Source organism: Cupriavidus sp. R6-3, assembly GCF_059772245.1.
In genome coordinates this window covers 1-21,725 of sequence record NZ_JCBAJO010000064.1, presented here as the reverse complement: position 1 = coordinate 21,725, position 21,725 = coordinate 1, and the positions used below count along the sequence as shown (strand labels likewise).

At 66.9% G+C, this 21,725-nt stretch carries 21 protein-coding genes and 2 pseudogenes; 15 read left to right on the top strand and 8 right to left on the bottom strand.

The features are described 5' to 3' along the window. Both AC6EI8_RS12630 and AC6EI8_RS12625 read left to right on the top strand, forming a co-directional pair. A partial coding sequence (locus tag AC6EI8_RS12630) for a DMT family transporter (RefSeq protein ID WP_498382064.1) occupies positions 1 to 315 on the top strand: 315 nt, incomplete at its 5' end. A gap of 84 nt (positions 316 to 399) precedes the next feature. After that, positions 400 to 987, top strand: coding sequence for a malonic semialdehyde reductase (locus AC6EI8_RS12625; protein ID WP_150081793.1), 588 nt, complete (start codon positions 400 to 402; stop codon positions 985 to 987). Positions 988 to 1,115: 128 nt separating this feature from the next. On the opposite strand, the gene nth is transcribed toward AC6EI8_RS12625, so the two are convergent. The 3 genes from nth to AC6EI8_RS12610 are packed head-to-tail and all read right to left on the bottom strand — an operon-like array spanning position 1,116 to position 2,814. Beyond that, positions 1,116 to 1,760 carry an endonuclease III gene (gene nth / locus AC6EI8_RS12620; protein ID WP_149319321.1) on the bottom strand — a complete coding sequence of 215 codons (645 nt, stop codon included), beginning with the start codon at positions 1,758 to 1,760 and terminating at the stop codon, positions 1,116 to 1,118. Next, positions 1,757 to 2,542: an electron transport complex subunit RsxB gene (gene rsxB, locus AC6EI8_RS12615; RefSeq protein WP_498382065.1), complete on the bottom strand. Its 786-nt coding sequence runs from the start codon at positions 2,540 to 2,542 to the stop codon at positions 1,757 to 1,759. The genes nth and rsxB overlap by 4 nt, the downstream gene beginning before the upstream one ends. Positions 2,543 to 2,589: 47 nt before the next feature. After that, positions 2,590 to 2,814 (bottom strand): hypothetical protein, encoded by a 225-nt coding sequence (locus AC6EI8_RS12610; RefSeq protein WP_149319320.1) that lies wholly within the window; start codon positions 2,812 to 2,814, stop codon positions 2,590 to 2,592. Here AC6EI8_RS12610 and AC6EI8_RS12605 point away from each other — a divergent pair. Next, entirely contained in the window at positions 2,798 to 3,433 is a 636-nt protein-coding gene (locus tag AC6EI8_RS12605; RefSeq protein ID WP_149319319.1) for a TetR/AcrR family transcriptional regulator, read from the top strand. The genes AC6EI8_RS12610 and AC6EI8_RS12605 overlap by 17 nt on opposite strands. A gap of 184 nt (positions 3,434 to 3,617) precedes the next feature. Here AC6EI8_RS12605 and AC6EI8_RS12600 read toward each other — a convergent pair whose 3' ends face one another. Then, positions 3,618 to 4,859, bottom strand: coding sequence for a polyhydroxyalkanoate depolymerase (locus tag AC6EI8_RS12600; RefSeq protein WP_149319318.1), 1,242 nt, complete (start codon positions 4,857 to 4,859; stop codon positions 3,618 to 3,620). Between the two features lie 374 nt (positions 4,860 to 5,233). Next, the gene (locus tag AC6EI8_RS12595; RefSeq protein WP_498382063.1) at positions 5,234 to 6,430 is read right to left on the bottom strand and encodes an amino acid aminotransferase; all 1,197 of its coding nucleotides are present in this window, start codon (positions 6,428 to 6,430) and stop codon (positions 5,234 to 5,236) included. A 153-nt stretch (positions 6,431 to 6,583) separates the two neighbouring features. On the opposite strand from AC6EI8_RS12595, the gene uvrB reads away from it, so the two are divergent. From uvrB to iscX, 12 genes and pseudogenes are all read left to right on the top strand, one after another. Continuing rightward, positions 6,584 to 8,680 (top strand): excinuclease ABC subunit UvrB, encoded by a 2,097-nt coding sequence (uvrB, locus tag AC6EI8_RS12590; protein ID WP_149319316.1) that lies wholly within the window; start codon positions 6,584 to 6,586, stop codon positions 8,678 to 8,680. A gap of 11 nt (positions 8,681 to 8,691) precedes the next feature. Then, on the top strand, positions 8,692 to 9,168 hold the full coding sequence (locus AC6EI8_RS12585; RefSeq protein ID WP_149319315.1) for a low molecular weight protein-tyrosine-phosphatase: 477 nt from the start codon (positions 8,692 to 8,694) through the stop codon (positions 9,166 to 9,168). A gap of 87 nt (positions 9,169 to 9,255) precedes the next feature. Then, positions 9,256 to 9,798, top strand: a pseudogene (locus AC6EI8_RS12580) (transporter-like protein); the annotation flags it as partial. A 204-nt stretch (positions 9,799 to 10,002) separates the two neighbouring features. Further along, positions 10,003 to 11,541, top strand: a pseudogene (locus AC6EI8_RS12575) (site-specific recombinase); the annotation flags it as partial. Between the two features lie 129 nt (positions 11,542 to 11,670). Next, a complete protein-coding gene (gene iscR / locus AC6EI8_RS12570) occupies positions 11,671 to 12,240 on the top strand; it encodes a Fe-S cluster assembly transcriptional regulator IscR (protein ID WP_150081799.1) in 570 nt (189 codons plus the stop codon). A gap of 64 nt (positions 12,241 to 12,304) precedes the next feature. Then, on the top strand, positions 12,305 to 13,522 hold the full coding sequence (locus tag AC6EI8_RS12565) for an IscS subfamily cysteine desulfurase (RefSeq protein WP_149319312.1): 1,218 nt from the start codon (positions 12,305 to 12,307) through the stop codon (positions 13,520 to 13,522). A 48-nt stretch (positions 13,523 to 13,570) separates the two neighbouring features. Beyond that, positions 13,571 to 13,975, top strand: coding sequence for a Fe-S cluster assembly scaffold IscU (iscU, locus tag AC6EI8_RS12560; RefSeq protein ID WP_053821503.1), 405 nt, complete (start codon positions 13,571 to 13,573; stop codon positions 13,973 to 13,975). Positions 13,976 to 13,998: 23 nt separating this feature from the next. Next, positions 13,999 to 14,319, top strand: a complete 321-nt coding sequence (iscA, locus tag AC6EI8_RS12555) for an iron-sulfur cluster assembly protein IscA (protein WP_023263777.1) — start codon at positions 13,999 to 14,001, stop codon at positions 14,317 to 14,319. A gap of 114 nt (positions 14,320 to 14,433) precedes the next feature. Continuing rightward, positions 14,434 to 14,952, top strand: a complete 519-nt coding sequence (gene hscB, locus AC6EI8_RS12550) for a Fe-S protein assembly co-chaperone HscB (RefSeq protein WP_149319311.1) — start codon at positions 14,434 to 14,436, stop codon at positions 14,950 to 14,952. Between the two features lie 126 nt (positions 14,953 to 15,078). Then, positions 15,079 to 16,944, top strand: a complete 1,866-nt coding sequence (gene hscA, locus AC6EI8_RS12545) for a Fe-S protein assembly chaperone HscA (RefSeq protein WP_150081805.1) — start codon at positions 15,079 to 15,081, stop codon at positions 16,942 to 16,944. Positions 16,945 to 16,998: 54 nt separating this feature from the next. Beyond that, positions 16,999 to 17,337: an ISC system 2Fe-2S type ferredoxin gene (fdx, locus tag AC6EI8_RS12540; protein ID WP_053821506.1), complete on the top strand. Its 339-nt coding sequence runs from the start codon at positions 16,999 to 17,001 to the stop codon at positions 17,335 to 17,337. Between the two features lie 66 nt (positions 17,338 to 17,403). Next, positions 17,404 to 17,598, top strand: a complete 195-nt coding sequence (iscX, locus tag AC6EI8_RS12535) for a Fe-S cluster assembly protein IscX (RefSeq protein ID WP_149319309.1) — start codon at positions 17,404 to 17,406, stop codon at positions 17,596 to 17,598. A 162-nt stretch (positions 17,599 to 17,760) separates the two neighbouring features. On the opposite strand, the gene lysS is transcribed toward iscX, so the two are convergent. The 3 genes from lysS to prfB all read right to left on the bottom strand — a co-directional run bounded on the left by lysS (position 17,761) and on the right by prfB (position 21,354). After that, a complete protein-coding gene (lysS, locus tag AC6EI8_RS12530; RefSeq protein WP_149319308.1) occupies positions 17,761 to 19,293 on the bottom strand; it encodes a lysine--tRNA ligase in 1,533 nt (510 codons plus the stop codon). Between the two features lie 40 nt (positions 19,294 to 19,333). Then, complete coding sequence (locus tag AC6EI8_RS12525; RefSeq protein WP_498382061.1) at positions 19,334 to 20,140, bottom strand: SDR family oxidoreductase; 807 nt, start codon at positions 20,138 to 20,140, stop codon at positions 19,334 to 19,336. A 109-nt stretch (positions 20,141 to 20,249) separates the two neighbouring features. Continuing rightward, positions 20,250 to 21,354, bottom strand: a protein-coding gene (gene prfB / locus AC6EI8_RS12520) for a peptide chain release factor 2 (RefSeq protein ID WP_149319307.1) whose coding sequence is annotated in 2 segments (ribosomal slippage) — positions 20,250 to 21,272 and positions 21,274 to 21,354 — 1,104 coding nt in all. Because the reading frame shifts where the segments join, the coding sequence is not laid out codon by codon here. Positions 21,355 to 21,725 lie beyond the last annotated feature (371 nt).

Here is a 21,725-nt window from a genome sequence, read left to right as displayed (position 1 = left end):
GCGCTGGCCCGGGCCGCGGCCGGCATGCCGCCGCAGTTTCCGGCCGATGCCGGCGGCTGGCTGGCGTTGGCGGCGATCGCGCTGCTGTCGACGGTGCTGGCCATCCTGACCTTCTTCGCCGGCCTGCAGCGGCTCGGCGCGGCGCAGGCCTCGATGCTGTCCACGCTCGAACCGGTGGTCACGGTGCTGCTGGCCGCGCTGCTGCTGGGCGAGCAGACCGGCCTGGCCCAGGCCGTCGGCGGCGGCCTGATCCTGGCCGGCGTGCTGTGGCTGACGCGCAAGGGCACGGCGCCAGCGCCTGTACAACAAAATTGAACGGCTTGCTGAAATCCTTGGCGTGGAACGGGTGGAACGCGTCGGTAGAATGCGCCCTTTCCCGTACTTCCCTGAGGAATCCGCATGAAATCGCTCGACCAGGCCGCCATCGCCCAACTGTTCACCGAGGCCCGTACGCATAGCGCCTGGCAGGACCGGCAGATCGACGATGCCGTGCTGCATCAGCTGTACGAGGCGATGAAGTTCGGCCCGACCGCGGCCAACAGCTCGCCGGCCCGCATCGTGTTCGTCAAGACCGCGGCGCAGAAGGCGAAGCTGGTCGAATGCGTGTCGCCGGGCAATGTCGACAAGACCCGTTCGGCCCCGGTGACCGCGATCGTCGCCTTCGATACCGCCTTCCACGAGCAGCTGCCCAGGCTGTTCCCGCACGCCGATGCCCGTTCCTGGTATGTCGGCCAGCCGGAGAAGATCGCCCGCGACGCGCTGGTCAACAGCTCGCTGCAAGGTGCCTATCTGATCCTGGCGGCGCGCGCGCTCGGCCTCGACTGCGGGCCGATGGGCGGCTTCGACCCCGCCAAGGTCAATGCGGCGTTCTTCCCCGACGGCAAATGGTCGGTCAACTTCCTGATCAACCTCGGCTATGGCGACGCCGACAAGCTGTTCCCGCGCAACCCGCGCCTGAGCTTCGACGAGGCCTGCCGGATCGTCTGATCGGGTGAAAGGATGACCGGTGACCGGACCGGTTGACCGGTTGACCGGGTGACCGGGTGACCGGGTGACCGGGTGACCGGGTGACCGGTCGACGGATGATCAGGTCACCGCGCTGGCTGCTCGCGTGGTCACAGGCGCGGCGGCAGCGTCTTGTCCGGGTACTCGCACAGCGTCTCGATCGCGCAATGCCAGCATTCGGGCTTGCGCGCCTTGCAGACGTAGCGGCCGTGCAGGATCAGCCAGTGGTGCGCGTCGTGCAGGAACTCGTCGGGCACGACCTCCAGCAGCTTCATCTCGACGGCCTGCACGGTCTTGCCGGGCGCCAGTCCGGTGCGGTTGCTGACGCGGAAGATGTGCGTGTCGACCGCGACGGTCGGATGGCCGAAGGCGGTGTTCAGCACCACGTTGGCGGTCTTGCGGCCGACGCCCGGCAGCGCTTCCAGCGCCTCGCGATCGGCCGGCACCTTGCCGCCGTAGCGCTCCGCGAGGATCCGGCAGGTCTCCATCACGTGCTTCGCCTTGGTCTTGTACAGGCCGATGGTCTTGATGTATTCGATCAGCCCCGACTCGCCCAGGGCCAGGATCTTCTGCGGCGTGTTGGCGATCGCGAACAGCCTGCGGGTGGCCTTGTTGACGCCGACATCGGTGGCCTGCGCCGACAGCAGCACGGCGATCAGCAGTTCGAACGGCGAGCTGTACTCGAGTTCGGTGGTGGGCGACGGGTTGGTTTCTCTGAGCGTTTCAAACAGCGCGCGGCACTTGGCGGCGTTCATTGTGGTCGCTTGGTGTCGGAGGGGACAGGATGGTCGGGATGTTCCGGCCCGGCGGCTGGCGCCGGCTCGGGGCGGTCAACCGGATCGGCCGGTGCGGCGTTGAGCGGCTGGGCGGCCTGCCGCTTCTGGCGCGCCCGTTCGATCGCCGCCTGGATGATGGCCTTCTTGCGCTCCTGCGCCTGGCGCTCGGCCTCGGACGCCGCCGCTTCCTGGCGCAGCGCTTCGAGCTTGGCGGCGGCCTTGGCCGCCAGGCGCGCTTCGTTCTCCTCGCGCTCGCGCACCAGCCGCTGCTTGCGCGACAGGTAGCGGGCACGGGCGGCGTCGGCCTGCGGCTGCGACCAGGCGTCCCAGCCGGTGCGCTCGCCGGTGACCGGGATCATCGCGATGCAGTCGACCGGGCAGGGCGCCACGCACAGGTCGCAGCCGGTGCACCAGTCCGGCAGCACGGTGTGCATCTGCTTGGCGGCGCCGACGATCGCGTCGACCGGGCAGGCCTGAATGCACAGCGTGCAGCCGATGCACAGCGTCTCGTCGATCCGCGCGACCGCGCGCGGCTGTTCGGTGCCATGACTCGGATCGAGCGGCAACGGCGCGACACCGAGCTCGGCCGCCAGCCGCCGGATACCTTCGGCACCGCCGGGCGGGCAGCGATTGCAGTCGGCCTCCCCGCGCGCCATGGCCTCGGCATAAGGACGGCATCCCTGAAAGCCGCACTTGGTGCATTGCGTCTGGGGCAGCAGGGCTTCCAGGCGGTCGGCGCGGGCCGCCAGACCGACGTCCAGGGAAGCAGCGGCGGGGGAAGCGGAAGCGGTATCGGCGGCGGAAGCGGTCACGAAAGCAGGGGAACGATGCGGGGTAACACAAGGTGCAGCCGTACGGTGCGGCTGACGCGGCAAGGATTATCCCCGATTTCGCCGCGCCGCAGAAACCATGAAGATGCGCCCTTTGCCATGGCGCCGAAGCTGATCAACCCGGAGCGCCCGCGCCAGTGGCGCAGGTGCGCCATGCCATCATCCACAAAATCGAGCCGACCACGCATGTCGAACGCCACCAAGACGAAACGCGATCCCGAAGGAACCCGTCGTCGCATCATGGATGCGGCCACCGAGGAGTTCGCCAAGGGCGGCCTGGCCGGCGCACGCGTCGACCAGATTGCCCGCCGCGCCGAGACCAACGAGCGCATGCTGTATTACTACTACGGGAGCAAGGAGGGCCTGTTTCTCGCGGTGCTCGAACGCCAGTATGCGCAGTTCCGCGCCGCGGAGGAGCGCCTGCAGATCGGCGACGAGGACCCGGTCGCCGCGGTCCGCAAGCTGGCCCGCTTCGTCTGGGACTGGTACTACCAGCATCCCGAGTTCATCCGCCTGGTCAACAGCGAGAACCTGCACGAGGCGCGGCACCTGAAGAAATCCACGCAGCTGCACGACCTCGTCAATCCGGTGGTCGACGTGCTGGCCGAGATCGTTCGCCGCGGCCAGCGGCAGGGCGTGTTCCGCGACGGCGTCGATGTGCCGCAGCTCTATCTGACGATCTCGGCGCTCGGCTATTACGTGCTGTCGAACCGCTACACCATCAGCGCGGTGATCGGCCGCGACGTGGCCTCGCAGGACGAGCACGAGCGCTTCGCGCAGCTGCATACGGACATGCTGCTGGCGTATCTGGCGCGGCGCTAGGGGCCGGGAAAGGGCAAGGAAAACGGGACCGCGTTGCGGTCCCGTTTCTCATTGGCGATCGGCTGGTGAGCTGTTGATGATCTGTCTTCGCCTCGGTCGGCCGAGTCGGGCTCGGTCGGCTGGGTCGGGCTCGGTCGGCTCGGCCCGGCTCAGTTCGGCTCAGCTCGGCCCGGCTCAGTTCGGCTCAGCGGTACTTGCGAATGAAATCGCGCAGTTCCGGGTAGATCGTTTCGCGCCAGCGCCGGCCGGAGAAGATGCCGTAGTGCCCGCACCTGGGCGCGGTCAGATGTTGCTTGCGGGTCTTCGGAATGCCCGCGCACAGGTCGTGCGCGGCGGCGGTCTGGCCCGCGCCAGAGATGTCGTCGAGCTCGCCTTCGATCGTCATCAGCGCGGTGTGCTTGATGTCCTGCGGCCGCACCGGCTCGCCCTGGATTTCCCAGGTGCCGTTGGCCAGCCGGAACTCCTGGAAGACTTCGCGGATGGTGTCGAGGTAGTACTCGGCCGCCATGTCCAGCACGGCGTTGTATTCGTCGTAGAAGCGCACATGCGCCTCGGCATCGTCGGCATCGCCCTCGATCAGGCTGAGGTAGTAGTCGTAATGCGAGGACAGATGGCGGTCGGGGTTCATCGCGACGAAGCCGGCATGCTGCAGGAAGCCGGGATAGACGCGCCGGCCGTGGCCGGGATAGTTGGCCGGCACGGTGTAGATGACATTGTTCTCGAACCACTCGTACGACTTGTTGGTCGCCAGCGAATTGACCGCGGTCGGGCTTTTGCGCGCGTCGATCGGACCGCCCATCATCGTCATCGTCTTGGGCGTCTTCTCGCCGGCGGAGGCCATCAGCGAGATCGCGGCCAGCACCGGCACGGTCGGCTGGCAGACCGACACGACATGCAGGTCCTCGGCGCCGAGATGGCGGATGAATTCCTGGATGTAGCGGATGTAGTCGGCCAGGTGGAAGGGGCCGTCCTCGACCGGCACCATGCGCGCGTCGACCCAGTCGGTCACATAGACCTTGTGGTCCTGCAGCAGCGTGCGCACCGTGTCGCGCAGCAGCGTCGCGTGGTGGCCGGACAGCGGCGCGCAGACCAGCACCGACGGTTCGTCCTTCAGCAGCTTGATCGTGTCGGGATCGTCCGCGTAGCGCTTGAAGCGGATCAGCTTGCAGAACGGCTTTTCCATGATCGTCTGTTCGACGATCGGAATATCGCGGCCGTTGGAGCGCACGGACTTGATGTCGAAGGCGGGCTTCTCGTATTCCTTGCCGAGCCGGTACAGCAGCTCGTAGCCCGCGGCCAGCCGGGTGGCCCCCGGCACCAGCGACAGCGGGCTCAGGGGGTTGGTAAACGTCTTGGCCGTCGCCTGGGCCCACGCGGTCAGCGGGTTCAGGATCGAGCGCTGAAATTCATGCAGTTGGTAAAGCATTGCCGCACACCTGCCTTTCGATATCGGGTTTTGCTGTGGCGGATTATGCGCTCAACTCGTTCGTTTTGCGAACGACCGTACGCACAATCTTGCAACGCAGCATATACCTAAAGGTATGCCGGCGTGAGTGGAACTCAATAGGACAATGGCTGTAATTCTGGCGCGGTGTTGGACTACACCGACAGGGTGGGCGATGTGGGTGCTGTGCGGCGCACAAAGCGCGCCGATAAGCTGGGAGGCGCAAGCAGCCGGCGGCGGGCGCCGCTGGAGCGGCCGGGCCGATTGGAACGGGGTGGCAGAGTTTGAAACGGCCAGCAGAAAGCACGCGGGCCCATCGACGATGGGCCCGCTGGCGTCAGGAGTGGTCCCGAGGCTTACAGCACCGCGGCGATCGCGTCGACCACGGCGTCGATATTGCGGCTATTGAGCGCCGCCACGCAGATGCGGCCGGTGCCGACCGCATAGATCCCGTGTTCCGACTTCAGGCGCTCGACCTGTTCGGTGGTCAGGCCCGAGTACGAGAACATGCCGCGCTGCGCCTTGACGAAGGAGAAGTCGCGCGACACGCCCTTGGCGGCCAGCTTGTCGACCAGCGCGTGGCGCATCTGCTTGATGCGGTCGCGCATTTCGGCCAGTTCTTCCTCCCACATCGCGCGCAGTTCCGGGCTGTTCAGCACGGTCGCGACCACGGTGCCGCCATGCGTCGGCGGGTTCGAGTAGTTGGTGCGGATCACGCGCTTGACCTGCGACATCACGCGCTGCGCCTCTTCCTTGCCGGTCGTCACGATCGACAGCGCGCCGACACGTTCGCCATACAGCGAGAAGCTCTTCGAGAACGAGCTCGAGACGAAGAACGGCAGGCCCGACTCGGCGAACAGACGCACCGCGGCGCCGTCCTGGTCGATGCCGTCGGCGAAGCCCTGGTAGGCCATGTCGAGGAAGGGGATCAGGTTCCGTTCCTTGATCAGGCCGACCACCTGTTGCCATTGCTCGGCCGACAGGTCGACGCCGGTCGGATTGTGGCAGCAGGCGTGCAGCACGACGATCGTGTTGGCCGGATACGACTTCAGCGACTCCACCATGCCGGCGAAATTCAGGCCGTGGCTGGGGGCGTCGTAATAGGCATAGTTGACCACCTGGAAACCGGCAGCTTCGAACAGCGCGCGGTGGTTTTCCCAGCTCGGATCGCTGATCGCGACCTTGGCGTTCGGATACAGGCGCTTCAGGAAGTCGGCGCCGATCTTCAGCGCGCCGGTGCCGCCGAGTGCCTGAGCCGTCACCACACGGCCTTCCGTGATCAGCGGCGAGTTCTTGCCGAACAGCAGCGTCTGCACTGCCTGGTCGTAGGCCGCGATGCCCTCGATCGGCAGGTAGCCACGCGGGGTGGCCGTCGTCAGGCGTGCCTTCTCGGCTTCCTGCACCGCGCGCAGCAGCGGAATCTTCCCTTCGTCGGTGAAGTACACGCCCACGCCCAGATTGACCTTGTTGGCACGGGTGTCGGCGTTGAACGCTTCATTCAGGCCCAGGATGGGATCGCGCGGGGCCATCTCGACGGCAGAAAACAAACTCATTTGGGATTCTCGTGGTCAGCTATGTAACAAAACGGGAAGGCGTAGAATGCTCGGACTGCGCTGGGGGCGTGCGGTGGGTCCGCCTTGAAACGGACCGCGCAACCCCGAGATTCTAGCGTATCCGCCCGTATTCCAAAGGTTTTCTGCCTGTCTATGTCGAATCTCGCCGTGCCTCTCGCGGATGCCGCGCACACCCTGGACGAGGACAAATTCGTCAGCTTCCCCGGTTCGCCGTTTCAGCTGTATCAGCCCTATCCGCCGGCCGGCGACCAGCCCGAGGCGATCCGCCAGTTGGTCGAAGGCATCGAGGACGGCCTGTCCTACCAGACGCTGCTCGGCGTGACGGGCTCGGGCAAGACCTTCACGATGGCCAATGTGATCGCCCGGATGGGGCGGCCGGCCATCGTCTTTGCCCCGAACAAGACGCTGGCCGCCCAGCTCTACTCCGAATTCCGCGAGTTCTTTCCGCGCAACGCGGTCGAGTACTTCGTCAGCTACTACGACTACTACCAGCCGGAAGCCTACGTCCCGCAACGCGATCTGTTCATCGAGAAGGACTCGTCGATCAACGAGCATATCGAGCAGATGCGGCTGTCGGCGACCAAGAGCCTGCTGGAGCGGCGCGACACGATCATCGTGGCGACGGTGTCAGCGATCTATGGTATCGGCAACCCGAACGAATACCATCAGATGATTCTGACTCTGCGGGCCGGCGACCGCATCAGCCAGCGCGACGTGATCGGGCGGCTGATCGCGATGCAGTACACCCGCAACGACACCGATTTCCAGCGCGGCACCTTCCGCGTGCGCGGCGACACCGTCGACATCTTCCCGGCCGAACACGCCGAGGTGGCGGTGCGGGTCGAGCTGTTCGACGACGAGATCGAGTCGCTGCAGTACTTCGATCCGCTGACCGGCAAGGTGCGGCAGAAGATTCCGCGCTTCACGGTCTATCCGTCGAGCCACTACGTGACGCCGCGCGAGACGGTGCTGCGCGCCATCGAGGCGATCAAGGCGGAGCTGCGCGAGCGGCTCGATTTCTTCTACAAGGAAAACAAGCTGGTCGAGGCGCAGCGGCTGGAGCAGCGCACGCGCTTCGACCTCGAAATGCTGGCCGAGCTGGGCTTCTGCAAGGGCATCGAGAACTATTCGCGCCATCTGTCCGGCGCCCGTCCCGGCGACCCGCCGCCGACGCTGGTCGACTATCTGCCGCCCGACGCGCTGATGTTCCTGGACGAATCGCACGTGCTGATCGGCCAGCTCAACGCGATGTACAACGGCGACCGCTCGCGCAAGACCACGCTGGTCGAATACGGCTTCCGGCTGCCGTCCGCGATGGACAACCGGCCGCTGAAGTTCGAGGAGTTCGAGCGCAAGATGCGGCAGGCGATATTCGTCACCGCCACGCCGGCCGACTACGAGCGCGCCCATGCGGGCCAGGTAGTCGAGCAGGTGGTGCGGCCCACCGGCCTGGTCGATCCGATCATCACCGTGCGTCCCGCCGTCTCGCAGGTCGACGATCTGCTGTCGGAAATCCATTTGCGGATCCAGGCGGGCGAACGCGTGCTGGTGACCACGCTGACCAAGCGGATGGCCGAGCAGCTGACCGAATTCCTGTCCGAGAACGGCATCAAGGTCCGCTACCTGCATTCGGACATCGACACGGTGGAACGGGTCGAGATCATCCGCGACCTGCGCCTGGGCGCCTTCGACGTGCTGGTCGGCATCAACCTGCTGCGCGAGGGCCTGGATATCCCCGAGGTCTCGCTGGTGGCGATCCTCGATGCCGACAAGGAAGGCTTCCTGCGCGCCGAGCGCTCGCTGATCCAGACCATCGGCCGCGCCGCGCGCAACGTCAACGGCACCGCGATCCTGTACGCCGACCGCATCACCGATTCGATGCGCAAGGCCATCGACGAGACGGAGCGCCGCCGCAACAAGCAGATCGCCTTCAATACCGCCAACGGCATCACGCCGCGGGGCGTGGTCAAGCGGATCAAGGACATCATCGACGGCGTCTACGATCCGAACGAGGTCAAGGCCGAGCTGATGGCCGCCGAGGAGCGCGCCCGCTACGAGGACATGAGCGAGAAGCAGGTCGCCAAGGAAATCAAGCGCCTCGAGAAGAAGATGCTCGACCATGCCAAGAACCTGGAGTTCGAGCAAGCCGCGCAGGTCCGCGACCAGCTGAGCAAGCTCAAGCAGCAGGTGTTCGGCGCGGCGGGCGAGGGCGGGGCGCTGCCGGCGTGAGATTGGAAACGATGAAACGCTTTGCCATTCTGATGTGCTGCATGGGCAATATTTGCCGGTCGCCGACCGCGGAAGGCGTGCTGCGCGCCAAACTCGCCCAGGCCGGCCTGGCCGACGCCGTCGAGGTCGATTCGGCCGGCACCCACAGCTATCACCTGGGCCATGCGCCCGACCGCCGCGCGCAGCAGCATGCGCTGGCGCGCGGCTATGACCTCGCCGGCCAGCGCGCGCGGCTGGCCGCGGTCGAGGACTTCGCCCGCTTCGACCTGGTGCTGGCGATGGACCGCGACAATCTCGCGCGGCTGCAGGCCCTGTGCCCGCCCGAGCATCGCCACAAGGTCAAGCTGCTGATGCACTTCGCCACCCGGCACGATGCCGACGAGGTGCCCGATCCCTACTACGGCGAAGGCGACGGCTTCGAGCGCGTGCTCGATTACGTCGAGGACGCCTGCGAGGGCATCGTCGCAATGCTGCGCCAGCGACAATGACCGCGGGGCCGCGCCGCCGCCCGTCTGCCTGCCTGATCACCGGCGTGCGTCCGACCCGATTCGCGCCAGTCTTTCCGTTCCTTCCCGATGTTCCGAACCCTGCTTCGCAAATGGCGCGAGTCGCGCAATGCCAGCCTGCAGCTGGACGCCATCCTGTCCGCGGCCAATCCCGACGGCACGCTGGCCGAGCGCAACGGCTGGCTGATCGAATTGGGCTATTGGCTGCGCCGCGATGGCTGGCCGGCTACGGGCGCTGCCCCGGCCGCCGGGCCGACCTCGGGCGACGACGTCTGGCCCGAGCACGTCCGGCTGCGCTATCTGCTGCAGGTGCTCGAACGCAATCCTGACCTGGCCGCACGCTTTGCCCGTACGGTCCGCACCATCCTGCGGGACAACGATCCGACCGGGCTCTTCTGCGACACCGGCGTGGCCTCGCACCCGGGCTTCTGGGGCGAGATGATGGACCGCCTGCAGGCGCGCTTCCTGTCGCCGCCGCCGAACCGCGGCGACATGGCCGATCTGTTCGCGCTGCTGTTCGTCGGCGAGCGCGACGCCGACTGGGTGGCGGCGCTCGATGCGGAGCTGCTCGAACGGCTCGGCGCGCTGCTGATGTTTGCGCCGGACGAGGCCGCCGGCGAAGGCCCGGCTGACGGCCCGGGTGAAGAGGTGGATGAAGGGGCGGGTGAAGGGGCGGGTGAAGGCGCGGGTGAAGGCGCGGGTGAAGCGGCGGCTGAAGGCGCAGACGCAGTGGGGATTGCAGGCACAGGCGCAGGCGAAGGCCCGGTCGAAGGCACGCGCGATGGCCAAGCCGCCGCCGCACGCCAGACCCTGCCCGCCCGCTACTGGGACCATCTCGAGCGCACGCTGGCCAGCAGCATCCAGGTGCTGGCCAGCCAGGTGCGCGCCACCGGGCTCAGCCAGGCGATCCGCGCGCGGCTGCCGGGCCGGGTCGACGACACGCCGTTCTTCCGGCTCGGCCCCGCCGTGGCGGCGCTGTGCGAGGAAGGGCTGGTGCGCGACAGCGATGTCTTCCTGCACCGCCTGAACTACTGCCGTGCGCTGCTCGACGGCTGCCACGACGCCGCGCGCCATGTCTACGCGGATCTCGAGGAGAACGGCGTCTCCGTCGAAGTGGTGTTCCAGATCGAGCGGATGAAGGTGCGGCTGGCCCGTATCGACATGCTGCTCGCCGCCTGGGCCGACCCCGCGCGCCGCGGCAAGGTCGCGCAGCTGGCCGGCGAACTGATCCGTTCGACGCAGGCGCGCCGCAGCGTCAAGCATCTGGCCGCGGAATCGTTCTCGCATCTGGCGCGCAAGGTGGTCGAGCGCTCGGCCGAGACCGGCGAGCACTACATCACGCGCGACCGCAAGGAGTACGGCGAGCTGGTGCGGGCCGCGGCCGGCGGTGGGCTGATCACCGTGGCCACGGTCTATCTGAAGTTCCTGATCTATGGCTTGCACCTGGACAAGTTCATCGAGGGGCTGCTGGCGTCGCTGAACTATGCCGGCAGCTTCCTGGCGATCCATTTCGCGCATTTCACGCTGGCGACCAAGCAGCCGGCGATGACCGGTCCGGCCCTGGCGCATCGGCTCGATGCGGTGGGGCGGCCGGAGGGCAGGGAGGCCTTCGTCGACGATACCGTCGCGATGATCCGCTCGAACGCGGCGGCCATCGTCGGCAATCTGGCGGTGGTGTTTCCGGTGGCGCTGGCGATCCAGTGGCTGGCCGGCAAGCTGCTGTCGGTCAACCTGATCACCCCGGCCAAGGCGATCGCCACCATCGAGTCGTTCTCGATCCTGGGTCCGACGCCGCTGTACGCGATCTTCACCGGCGTGCTGCTGTGGCTGTCGAGCCTGATTTCGGGGTGGGCGGACAACTGGTTCGCGCTGCACCGCGTGCACGACGTGCTCGCCTACCATCGACGGCTGCGCTATGTGCTGGGCGAGCGGGGCGCCATGCGGCTGGCCGACTTCTGGAAGCGCAACCTGTCCGGCATCGCGGGAAATGTGTCGCTGGGCTTTCTGCTCGGGCTGGGGCCCGAGATCCTGAGCTTCTTCGGTCCGCATATGGAGGTGCGCCACGTAACGCTGTCGACAGGCTCGGTCGGTACCGCGATCGGCGTGCTGGGCCTCGATGCGCTGCGGATGCCGGCGCTGTGGCTGGCGGTGGCCGGCATCGCGCTGATGGGCCTGTTGAACGTTGCGGTCAGCTTCGCGCTGGCCTTTTACATGGCACTGCGCTCGCGCAATCTGCGCCGGGTGGACCGGCGTGCGCTTAGCGCCGCGGTGCGGGGGCGCATCCTGCGCCATCCGCTGTCGCTGATCGTGCCGCCGCGCCAGGCGCCGGCTGACGCGGAGGCAGGCCGAGCCTGACCGTCCCCGACTGCGGCAATGCCCTTGCCATCACCAGGGGATCTGCCGAAGAAGTGACATGGGGTAGTTGACCGATTTAGTCGGGAAATTTATACTTGACGAAATTCATCAGGTATTACCCCCGCAATCATGAGATTGACGACCAAAGGCCGCTTCGCGGTCACCGCCATGATCGACCTGGCCATGCGCCAGGACCAGGGTCCGGTGACGCTGGCCGGCATCAGCCAGCGCCAGAAGATCTCCCTGTCCTATCTGGAACAGCTGTTCGCCAAGCTGCGCCGGCATCAGATCGTCGAGAGCGTGCGCGGCCCGGGCGGCGGATACAGCCTGGCGCGCAAGTCCGAGGACGTGACGGTGGCCGACATCATCATCGCGGTGGACGAGCCGCTCGATGCCACCCAGTGCGGCGGCAAGGGCAATTGCAATGGCGACGAGAATACCGGCCGCTGCATGACCCACGAACTGTGGGCGACCCTGAACCAGAAGATGGTCGAGTATCTGGACTCGGTCTCGCTGAAGGATCTGGTCGAACAGCAGCGCGCCCGCCAGCCCGGCGTGCTGCGCGACATGCGCGAGGAGGGCGGTGTCCGCCAGAGCGCCCCGGCGGCGCGGACGGCGCAGCCCGGCGCGGCGGAAAAGGCGGACAAGCCCGCCCGGCCCAAGATGGTGAATTCGGTTTTCAGCCTGGCGCAGTCCTGAGCGGGACTCCAGCCAGGCGACGCACAGTGTCCCACCAGGCAGTCAAAACAAGGCAGTGACAACGATGAGCACCCCACATTTCCCGATCTACATGGATTATTCGGCCACCACGCCGGTGGACCCGCGCGTGGCGGACAAGATGATTCCGTATCTGCGCGAGCAGTTCGGCAATCCCGCGTCGCGCAGTCACGCCTACGGCTGGGAAGCCGAGAAGGCCGTCGAGGAAGCGCGCGAGCAGGTGGCCGCGCTGGTCGGCGCCGATCCGCGCGAGATCGTCTGGACTTCCGGCGCGACCGAGTCCGACAACCTCGCCATCAAGGGCGCGGCCAATTTCTACTCGGGCAAGGGCAAGCACATCATCACGGTCAAGACCGAGCACAAGGCCGTGCTCGACACCACGCGCGAACTGGAGCGCCAGGGTTTCGAGGTCACCTACCTGGACGTGCAGGAAAACGGCCTGATCGACATCGAGGTGTTCAAGCAGGCGCTGCGCCCGGACACCATCCTGGTCTCGGTGATGCTGGTCAACAACGAGATCGGCGTGATCCAGGACATCGAGCAGATCGGCGAGATCTGCCGCGAGAAGGGCATCATCTTCCATTGCGACGCTGCGCAGGCCACCGGCAAGGTCGCGATCGACCTGTCGAAGCTGAAGGTCGACCTGATGTCGTTCTCGGCGCACAAGACCTATGGCCCGAAGGGCATCGGCGCGCTGTACGTCCGCCGCAAGCCGCGCGTGCGCATCGAGGCGCAGATGCACGGCGGCGGCCACGAGCGCGGCATGCGTTCGGGCACGCTGGCGACGCACCAGATCGTCGGCATGGGCGAGGCCTTCCGCATCGCCCGCGAGGAAATGGCGACCGAGAACGAGCGCATCCGCATGCTGCGCGACCGCCTGTGGAACGGCCTGTCGGGCATGGAAGAGGTCTACCTGAACGGCGATTTCGAGCGCCGCGTGCCGCACAACCTGAACGTCAGCTTCAACTTCGTCGAAGGCGAGTCGCTGATCATGGCGATCAAGGATGTCGCGGTGTCGTCGGGCTCCGCCTGCACCTCGGCCTCGCTGGAGCCGTCCTACGTGCTGCGCGCGCTGGGCCGCAACGACGAACTGGCGCACAGCTCGATCCGCTTCACCGTCGGTCGCTTCACCACCGAACAGGAGATCGATTACACGGTCGAACTGTTGAAGAGCAAGATCGGCAAGCTGCGCGACCTGTCCCCGCTGTGGGAGATGTACAAGGACGGCGTGGACCTGAATTCGATTCAATGGGCGGCGCATTGAACGCTGTCCAACCGACCCCATAAAAGATACGTCACAGAGGTAGCCAACATGTCTTACTCCAACAAGGTACTCGACCACTACGAAAACCCCCGTAACGTCGGTTCGTTCGACAAGAACGACGACGCCGTCGGCACCGGCATGGTGGGCGCGCCCGCTTGCGGCGACGTGATGAAGCTGCAGATCAAGGTCAACGAGCAGGGCGTGATCGAAGACGCGAAGTTCAAGACCTACGGTTGCGGCTCGGCGATCGCCTCGTCGTCGCTGGTGACCGAGTGGGTCAAGGGCAAGACCGTGGACCAGGCGCTGGAGATCAAGAACACCCAGATCGCGGAGGAACTGGCGCTGCCGCCGGTCAAGATCCACTGCTCGATCCTGGCCGAGGACGCGATCAAGGCCGCGGTCGAGGACTACAAGAAGAAGCACGCGGGCGCCCCGACGCAACAGGCCGCCTGAGCGATCGAAGGGAAGTGGTAGCGATGATCACATTGACCGAAAAAGCCGCGAAGCACGTTTCGCGCTATCTGGACCGCCGGGGCAAGGGCATCGGCCTGCGGCTCGGCGTCAAGACGACCGGCTGTTCCGGCCTGGCGTACAAGCTCGAGTATGTCGACGAGCTGCAGCCGGAGGACCAGGTGTTCGAGTCGCACGGCGTCAAGGTGGTGGTCGATCCCAAGAGCCTGCCGTACATCGACGGCACCGAGCTCGACTTCGCCCGCGAAGGGTTGAACGAAGGCTTCCGCTTCAACAACCCGAACGTCAAGGACGAGTGCGGGTGCGGCGAATCGTTCCGCGTTTAAGGCCGGCGGCCTGAGCGTGTGCCTCTCCCGCTGGCGGGAGAGGGCCGGGCACGGCGGTGGCGCCTCACGGACGAGGCACCGCCGCCTCCGCCATAGCCTTCCAGCAGGACTACCTTGAAAGACGATTACTTCGCCCTGTTCGGGCTGCCGGCCCGCTTCACCGTCGACGAGGCAGCGCTCGACGCCGCCTACCGCACGGTGCAATCGCAGGCCCATCCGGACCGCTTCGCCCATGCCGGCGACGCCGAGCGGCGCGTCGCGATGCAATGGGCCGCGCATGCGAACGAGGCCTACCGGACCTTGCGCCAGCCGCTCAAGCGCGCGATCTATCTGCTGTCGCTGCGCGGCATCGATATCCAGGCCGAGAACAATACGGCCATGGCGCCCGACTTCCTGATGCAGCAGATGGAGTGGCGCGAGGCGCTGCAGGACGCGGTACAGCAGCGCGACGCCGCGGCGCTGGACGCGCTGCTGCGCTCGCTGCGCCAGGAGAAGCGCGAACGCCAGAGCGCGCTCGGCGGCCTGCTCGATGCCGGCGACGACGAGGCCGCGGCCGCCGCGGCGCGCCAGCTGATGTTCGTCGAGAAGATCGAGCACGACGCGAGCGAGGCGATCGACCGCCTCGAAAGCTAGCGCGGCAGGCACCATCGCGGGGGCCATGACACAATGGCGCCCCGGCAAAAGCGGGTAATCCGGCGGCGCGCGCCCAGGACCTTCGCCCGGCCATCGCGCCGCTCGCCCCGACAACAGAAGATTGACATGGCACTGCTTCAGATTTCCGAACCCGGCATGTCGCCGGCACCCCACCAGCGACGGCTTGCGGTCGGTATCGACCTCGGCACCACCAACTCGCTGGTGGCGGCCGTTCGCAACAGCATTCCCGAGGTGCTAGCCGACGAGAGCGGCCGTACGCTGCTGCCGTCGGTGGTGCGCTATCTGCCGAACCAGACCGCGCAGATCGGCTTCCGCGCCCAGGAAGAGGCGGTGCGCGATCCCAAGAACACCATCGTCTCGGTCAAGCGCTTCATGGGCCGTGGCCTGCACGACGTCGCGCATATCGAGCACAGCCCGTACGACTTCGTCGACGCGCCCGGCATGCTGCAGATCAAGACCGTCGCCGGCATCAAGAGCCCGGTCGAGGTCTCGGCCGAGATCCTGGCCACGCTGCGCCAGCGCGCCGAGGATGCGCTGGGCGACGACCTGGTCGGCGCGGTGATCACCGTGCCCGCCTATTTCGACGACGCGCAGCGCCAGGCGACCAAGGACGCGGCGCGCCTGGCCGGCCTCGAAGTGCTGCGCCTGCTGAACGAGCCGACCGCGGCGGCGATCGCCTACGGGCTCGACAACGCCTCGGAAGGCATCTACGCGGTCTACGACCTCGGCGGCGGCACCTTCGACATCTCGGTGCTGAAGCTGACCAAGGGCGTCTTCGAGGTGATGGCGACCGGCGGCGATTCCGCGCTGGGCGGCGACGACTTCGACCAGCGGCTGGTCTGCTGGATCGTCGAGCAGGCCGGCCTGCAGCCGCTGTCGGCCGAGGACACCCGCCTGCTGATGGTGCGCGCGCGCGCCGCCAAGGAAGCGCTGTCGGAAGCCGACAGCACGGTGATCGACGCGGTGCTGACCACCGGCGAGATCGTCCATCTGCCGCTCACCGCCGAGCAGTTCCGCGAGATGACCGCGCATCTGGTGCAGAAGACGCTGGCGCCGGTGCGCAAGGCGCTGCGCGATGCCGGCGTGGCGCCCGACGAGGTCAAGGGCGTGGTGCTGGTCGGCGGCGCCACGCGCATGCCGTCGATCCGCAAGGCGGTCGCCGATTTCTTCGGCCAGCCGCCGCTGACCAATCTCGATCCGGACAAGGTGGTCGCGCTGGGCGCGGCGATGCAGGCCAATCTGCTGGCCGGCAACAACGCGCCGGGCGATGACTGGCTGCTGCTCGACGTGATTCCGCTGTCGCTGGGCGTCGAAACCATGGGCGGCCTGGTCGAGAAGATCATCCCGCGCAACAGCACGATCCCGGTCGCGCGCGCGCAGGAGTTCACCACCTTCAAGGACGGCCAGACCGCGATGGCGATCCACGTGCTGCAGGGCGAGCGCGAACTGGCCAGCGACTGCCGTTCGCTGGCGCGCTTCGAGCTGCGCGGCATTCCGCCGATGGTGGCCGGCGCGGCCCGTATCCGCGTGACCTACCAGGTCGACGCCGACGGGCTGCTGTCGGTGTCGGCCCGCGAGACGCAGTCGGGCGTCGAGGCCTCGATCGCCGTCAAGCCCTCGTACGGCCTCGGCGACGACGATATCGCGCGGATGCTGCAGGACAGCTTCCGCGAGGCCGAGCACGACATGAAGAGCCGCGCGCTCGCCGAGGAGCGTGTCGAGGCCGAGCGGCTGCTCGAGGCCACGCGCAGCGCGCTGCAGGCCGACGGCGACCTGCTGTCGGACGACGAGCGCGCCGAGGTCGAAGCCCTGATGACGAGCGTGCGCGAGACCGCCGCCGGCGACGACCATCTGGCGATCAAGGCGGCCATCGAAGCGCTGTCGCGGGGCACCGACGAGTTCGCGGCCCGCCGCATGGACCGCTCGATCAAGCAAGCGCTGGCCGGCCGCAAGGTGCAGGAGCTCGGCTGAGGCGCTCCATTTCACTTCCCGCGTCGCCCGCCATCCCCAATATCAGGACCCCATATGCCACAGATTGTCGTACTGCCCCACGCCGAATACTGCCCCGAGGGCGCCGTGATCGAAGCCAGGAAGGGCACCAGCATCTGCGACGTGCTGCTCGAGCATGACATCGAGATCGAGCATGCCTGCGAGAAGTCCTGCGCCTGCACCACCTGCCACGTGGTGGTGCGCGAGGGCTTCGATTCGCTGAACGAAGCCGAAGAGAAAGAGGAAGACCTGCTCGACAAGGCCTGGGGCCTCGAGCCGAATTCCCGGCTGTCCTGCCAGGCCATCGTCGCCGACGAAGACCTGACCATCGAGATTCCCAAATACACCATCAACCACGCCAAGGAAGGCCACTGAGGCCCGTGTTGCCTGCCCCGGCGGCATGGCGATTCCATGGCGAACGAAGACCTTGGAGAACCCCTGATGAAATGGACGGATACCTTTGACATCGCGGCAGCGCTGTACGACAAGTACCCCGATGTCGATCCGCTGACGGTGCGCTTCACCGACCTGCGCCGCTGGGTGCTGGAGCTGGACGGCTTCGACGACCTGCCCGAGCGGTCCGGCGAAAAGATCCTCGAGGCCATCCAGGCCGCGTGGATCGAGGAAGCCCAGTAGGGCGGCAGGGCGGTCATGCAGTAGTGCAGCAGCGGTACGAACGTCGGGCCGGCCCGGCCGGATCATGGTCTGTGCCATCGGCCGGCGGTGCGGACAAAAAAAGCGCGCTCCTGGAGCGCGCTTTTTCATGGCTCGAGCCCGCGCCCATCGGCGCGGCACGGCTCAGTCTTCCCGCCGCAGGTGCGGGAACAGGATGACGTCGCGGATGTTCGGGCTGTCGGTCAGCAGCATCACCAGCCGGTCGATGCCGATGCCGCAGCCGCCCGTCGGGGGCATGCCGTATTCCAGCGCGCGGATGTAGTCCGCGTCGAAATACATCGCCTCCTCGTCGCCCGCGTCCTTCTGCTCGACCTGCTTGCGGAAGCGCTCGGCCTGGTCCTCGGCGTCGTTGAGCTCGGAGAAGCCGTTGGCGATCTCGCGGCCGGTGATGAACAGCTCGAAGCGCTCGGTGATGCCGGGCACCGTATCGGAGGCGCGCGCCAGCGGCGACACCTCGACCGGATAGTCGACGATGAAGGTCGGCTCCCACAGCTGGCTCTCGGCGGTCTCCTCGAACAGCACCAGTTGCAGCGTGCCCAGGCCCGCGTTGAGGAATTGCGGCGCGCCGGTGTTGACGCCGAACTTCTTCAGCTCCGCGCGCAGGAAGTCGGCATCGGCCAGCTGCGCATCGGTGTATTGCGGCGCGTACTTCTGGATCGCCTGCGTGATGGTCAGCCGGTGGAAGGGCTTCGACAGATCCAGCTCGCGTCCCTGATAGGTCAGCGTCGCGCTGCCGCGCGCGTCGATCGCCGCCTTGCGGATCAGGTCCTCGGTGAAGTCCATCAGCCACCGGTAATCGGTATAGGCCGCGTAGAACTCCATCATCGTGAACTCGGGGTTGTGGCGCGGGCTGACCCCCTCGTTGCGGAAGTTGCGGTTGATCTCGAACACGCGCTCGAAGCCGCCGACGATCAGCCGCTTCAGATAGAGCTCGGGCGCGATGCGCAGGAACATCTGCATGTCCAGCGCGTTGTGGTGCGTGATGAAGGGCTTGGCCGCGGCGCCGCCGGGAATCGGATGCAGCATCGGCGTCTCGACTTCCATGAAGCCGGCCTCGGCCATATGACGGCGCAGCGACGAGATCGCTTCCGTGCGGGCGCGGAAGGTCGCGCGCGTCTCCGGCGAGACGATCAGGTCGACATAGCGCTGGCGGTACTTCATCTCCTGGTCGGCCAGGCCGTGGAACTTGTCCGGCAGCGGCCGCAGCGACTTCGACAGCAGGCGCAGCTCCTGCACCTGCACCGACAGTTCGCCCTTGTTGGTGCGGAACAGCAGCCCGCGCGCGCTGACGATGTCGCCCAGGTCCCAGTGCTTGAAGTTGGCGTAGACCTCTTCGCCGACCTTGTCGCGCGTGATGTAGAACTGGATCTGGCCGCTGCCGTCCTGCACCGTGGCGAAACTGGCCTTGCCCATTACCCGCTTGAGCATCATGCGGCCGGCTACCGCGACCTCGACCGGATTGGCCTCGAGCGCGGCCTGGTCGGCGTCGCCGTATTGCGCGTGCAGGCTGGCGGCCTGATGGGTCGGACGGAAGTCGTTGGGGAAGGCGACGCCTTGCTGACGCAGCGCCTGCAGCTTCTCGCGCCGCTCGGCAATGATCTTGTTTTCGTCGACGGCGGGGGCCTGCTCGGCAGGCGCGCGGGTGGGTTCGGTCATGATGTCGTCAAAGGGCGGGGCACGGGGCCGCGCGGGAAAGTCAGGTATTGCGGATATCGTCGAGTTCGGTGCTGCCGAAGTCGGCGCGCTGCAGATAGGTGGCGATGCGGGCGGCGGCCTCGTCGGGGCTGGTCAGCTGCGCGTTGGCCTTCAGCGAGCGGAAGCGTTCGACCTGCGCGAAGTCGGCCTCGCGGATCGCGGCCTGCATGCCGGTATCGACCACGCCCGGGGCCAGCGCCACTGCGCGCACGCCGCGCTCGGCCGGCACCGACGCGTACTCGGCATTGACCGAGCGCACGAACATGTCGAGCGCGGCCTTGCCGGCGCAGTAGGCGCTCCAGCCCTCGACCGGCCGGCGCGCGGCGCCGGACGAGATCGCCAGCACCTTGCGCGGGCAGCCGAAGCGCTCGCTGCGCGCCAGGAAGGCCGCGGTCAGCGTCATCGGCGACACGAGGTTGGTCATCAAGTGCGGCACCAGCGTGGCCTCCTGCAGCTCGGCGATCGGCGCGATCGGCTCGATCACGCCGGCGTTCAGCACCAGCGTCGCGCTGGCGGGGGCGTCGACGCTGTCGAGTACGCTCGCCAGCCAGCTCGCCGCCTGCGCGGGCTTCGACAGGTCCTGCAGGTGCCAGGCGATCGGCACGCCGCTGGCCTGCGCGGCCTGCTCCAGTTCCGCATTGCGGCTGCGCGCCACGCACACCAGCCGGTTGCCCGGGACCATCAGCGCGCGCACCAGCGCCGCGCCCAGCCCGCGCGAGGCGCCGGTGACGATGATCAGATGGGATGCGTCGGTCGATGCGTCGGTCGATGCGGCGGTCGATGCGTCAGTCGATGCGGCTGTGGTCATGGATATCGCCCTGGCGGAGAGAGGTCGGACCCCGCGGCACGGCCGCGCCGCGGGATGGGTGGCGCGAGCGGGCGCCGGTCCTGCTGGTGCTGCAACGCTCGGCCTGCGCTTACAGGCCCTGTTTCAGGCTCGCCTCGATGAAGGTGTCCAGGTCGCCGTCCAGCACCTTCTGCGTGTTGGACATTTCGACGTTGGTGCGCAGGTCCTTGATGCGGCTCTGGTCCAGCACATACGAGCGGATCTGGTGGCCCCAGCCCACATCGGTCTTGGTCGATTCGAGCTTGTCGGCCTCGGCCTGGCGCTTGCGCATCTCGTGCTCGTACAGGCGCGACTTCAGCATCGACATCGCCTCGGCACGGTTGCGGTGCTGCGAGCGGTCGTTCTGGCACTGCACGACGATGCCGGTCGGGATATGCGTGATCCGCACGGCCGAATCGGTCTTGTTGATGTGCTGGCCGCCCGCGCCCGAGGCGCGATAGGTATCGACGCGCAGGTCCGCCGGATTGATCTCGACCTCGAACGAGTCGTCGACCTCCGGATAGACGAACACCGACGAGAACGACGTATGCCGGCCGCCCGACGAGTCGAACGGCGACTTGCGCACCAGGCGGTGCACGCCGGTCTCGGTGCGCAGATAGCCGAACGCGTATTCGCCCTCGACCTTGATCGTGGCGCTCTTGATGCCGGCGACATCGCCCTCGGATTCTTCCAGCACCTCGGCCTTGAAGCCCTTGCGCTCGCAGTACTTCAGGTACTGGCGCAGCAGCATCGAGGCCCAGTCGCACGCCTCGGTACCGCCGGCGCCGGCCTGGATGTCGATGAAGGCATTGGCCTGATCGAGCTGGCCGGAGAACATGCGGCGGAACTCCATGTCGGCGACCGCCGCCTCGAAGCCCTTGACGTCCTCTTCGATCGACACCAGCGTGTCGTCGTCGCCCTCTTCACGCGCGAGCTCGAACAGCTCCTGCGCGCTTTCCAGATCCTCGGTCAGCTTGCCCAGTACCTGGACCACGCCTTCGAGCATCTTCTTTTCCTTGCCGAGGTCCTGGGCCCGCTTCGGGTTGTTCCAGACCTCGGGGTCCTCCAGTTCGCCGTTGACTTCGGCCAGACGTCCTACCTTGACGTCGTAGTCAAAGATACCCCCGTAGATCTTCCGTCCGGGAACGGAGATCGGAGATGGCGCCGGAGATGGCGTTGAGGCGTTCTGCTTCCATGGTGTTCTTGCGCTTTGAAAACCGTGAATTATAGCGGAACGGGACGGCATTCCCCGGGTAATGACGGATAATGCGCCGCGCGGACGGCCACGCTTTGGCGATGCCGGGGCCGCGGCGGCTCGGGTTCTGCACGGGTCACCGCCGGGCGATTCCGGGCGGCGCGTCGAACTGTGGCCGTGACCGATGGTCTACAGTTGCGGGTGCGTCAACCGTTACATCGCTGGCGCCGCCTCCGTTTCCATTCCGCCGTACCGTCCGCCGTTCATTCCGCCGCTCCGGCCCGCCAGGGCGACATGGCGGCGGGCCCAGATTCCCGATGCAGCCATGACGATGCCAGCCATTTCGACCCTCCCGACCGCGACCGCACCGAC

Excerpts from the sequence above, each read along its gene's own strand:
- AC6EI8_RS12625 (WP_150081793.1), top strand. The coding sequence starts at position 400 with ATGAAATCGCTCGACCAGGCCGCCATCGCCCAACTGTTCACCGAGGCC.
- nth (WP_149319321.1), bottom strand. The coding sequence starts at position 1,760 with ATGAACGCCGCCAAGTGCCGCGCGCTGTTTGAAACGCTCAGAGAAACC.
- AC6EI8_RS12605 (WP_149319319.1), top strand. The coding sequence starts at position 2,798 with ATGTCGAACGCCACCAAGACGAAACGCGATCCCGAAGGAACCCGTCGT.
- AC6EI8_RS12600 (WP_149319318.1), bottom strand. The coding sequence starts at position 4,859 with ATGCTTTACCAACTGCATGAATTTCAGCGCTCGATCCTGAACCCGCTG.
- AC6EI8_RS12595 (WP_498382063.1), bottom strand. The coding sequence starts at position 6,430 with ATGAGTTTGTTTTCTGCCGTCGAGATGGCCCCGCGCGATCCCATCCTG.
- uvrB (WP_149319316.1), top strand. The coding sequence starts at position 6,584 with ATGTCGAATCTCGCCGTGCCTCTCGCGGATGCCGCGCACACCCTGGAC.
- AC6EI8_RS12585 (WP_149319315.1), top strand. The coding sequence starts at position 8,692 with ATGAAACGCTTTGCCATTCTGATGTGCTGCATGGGCAATATTTGCCGG.
- iscR (WP_150081799.1), top strand. The coding sequence starts at position 11,671 with ATGAGATTGACGACCAAAGGCCGCTTCGCGGTCACCGCCATGATCGAC.
- AC6EI8_RS12565 (WP_149319312.1), top strand. The coding sequence starts at position 12,305 with ATGAGCACCCCACATTTCCCGATCTACATGGATTATTCGGCCACCACG.
- iscU (WP_053821503.1), top strand. The coding sequence starts at position 13,571 with ATGTCTTACTCCAACAAGGTACTCGACCACTACGAAAACCCCCGTAAC.
- iscA (WP_023263777.1), top strand. The coding sequence starts at position 13,999 with ATGATCACATTGACCGAAAAAGCCGCGAAGCACGTTTCGCGCTATCTG.
- hscA (WP_150081805.1), top strand. The coding sequence starts at position 15,079 with ATGGCACTGCTTCAGATTTCCGAACCCGGCATGTCGCCGGCACCCCAC.
- fdx (WP_053821506.1), top strand. The coding sequence starts at position 16,999 with ATGCCACAGATTGTCGTACTGCCCCACGCCGAATACTGCCCCGAGGGC.
- iscX (WP_149319309.1), top strand. The coding sequence starts at position 17,404 with ATGAAATGGACGGATACCTTTGACATCGCGGCAGCGCTGTACGACAAG.
- lysS (WP_149319308.1), bottom strand. The coding sequence starts at position 19,293 with ATGACCGAACCCACCCGCGCGCCTGCCGAGCAGGCCCCCGCCGTCGAC.
- AC6EI8_RS12525 (WP_498382061.1), bottom strand. The coding sequence starts at position 20,140 with ATGACCACAGCCGCATCGACTGACGCATCGACCGCCGCATCGACCGAC.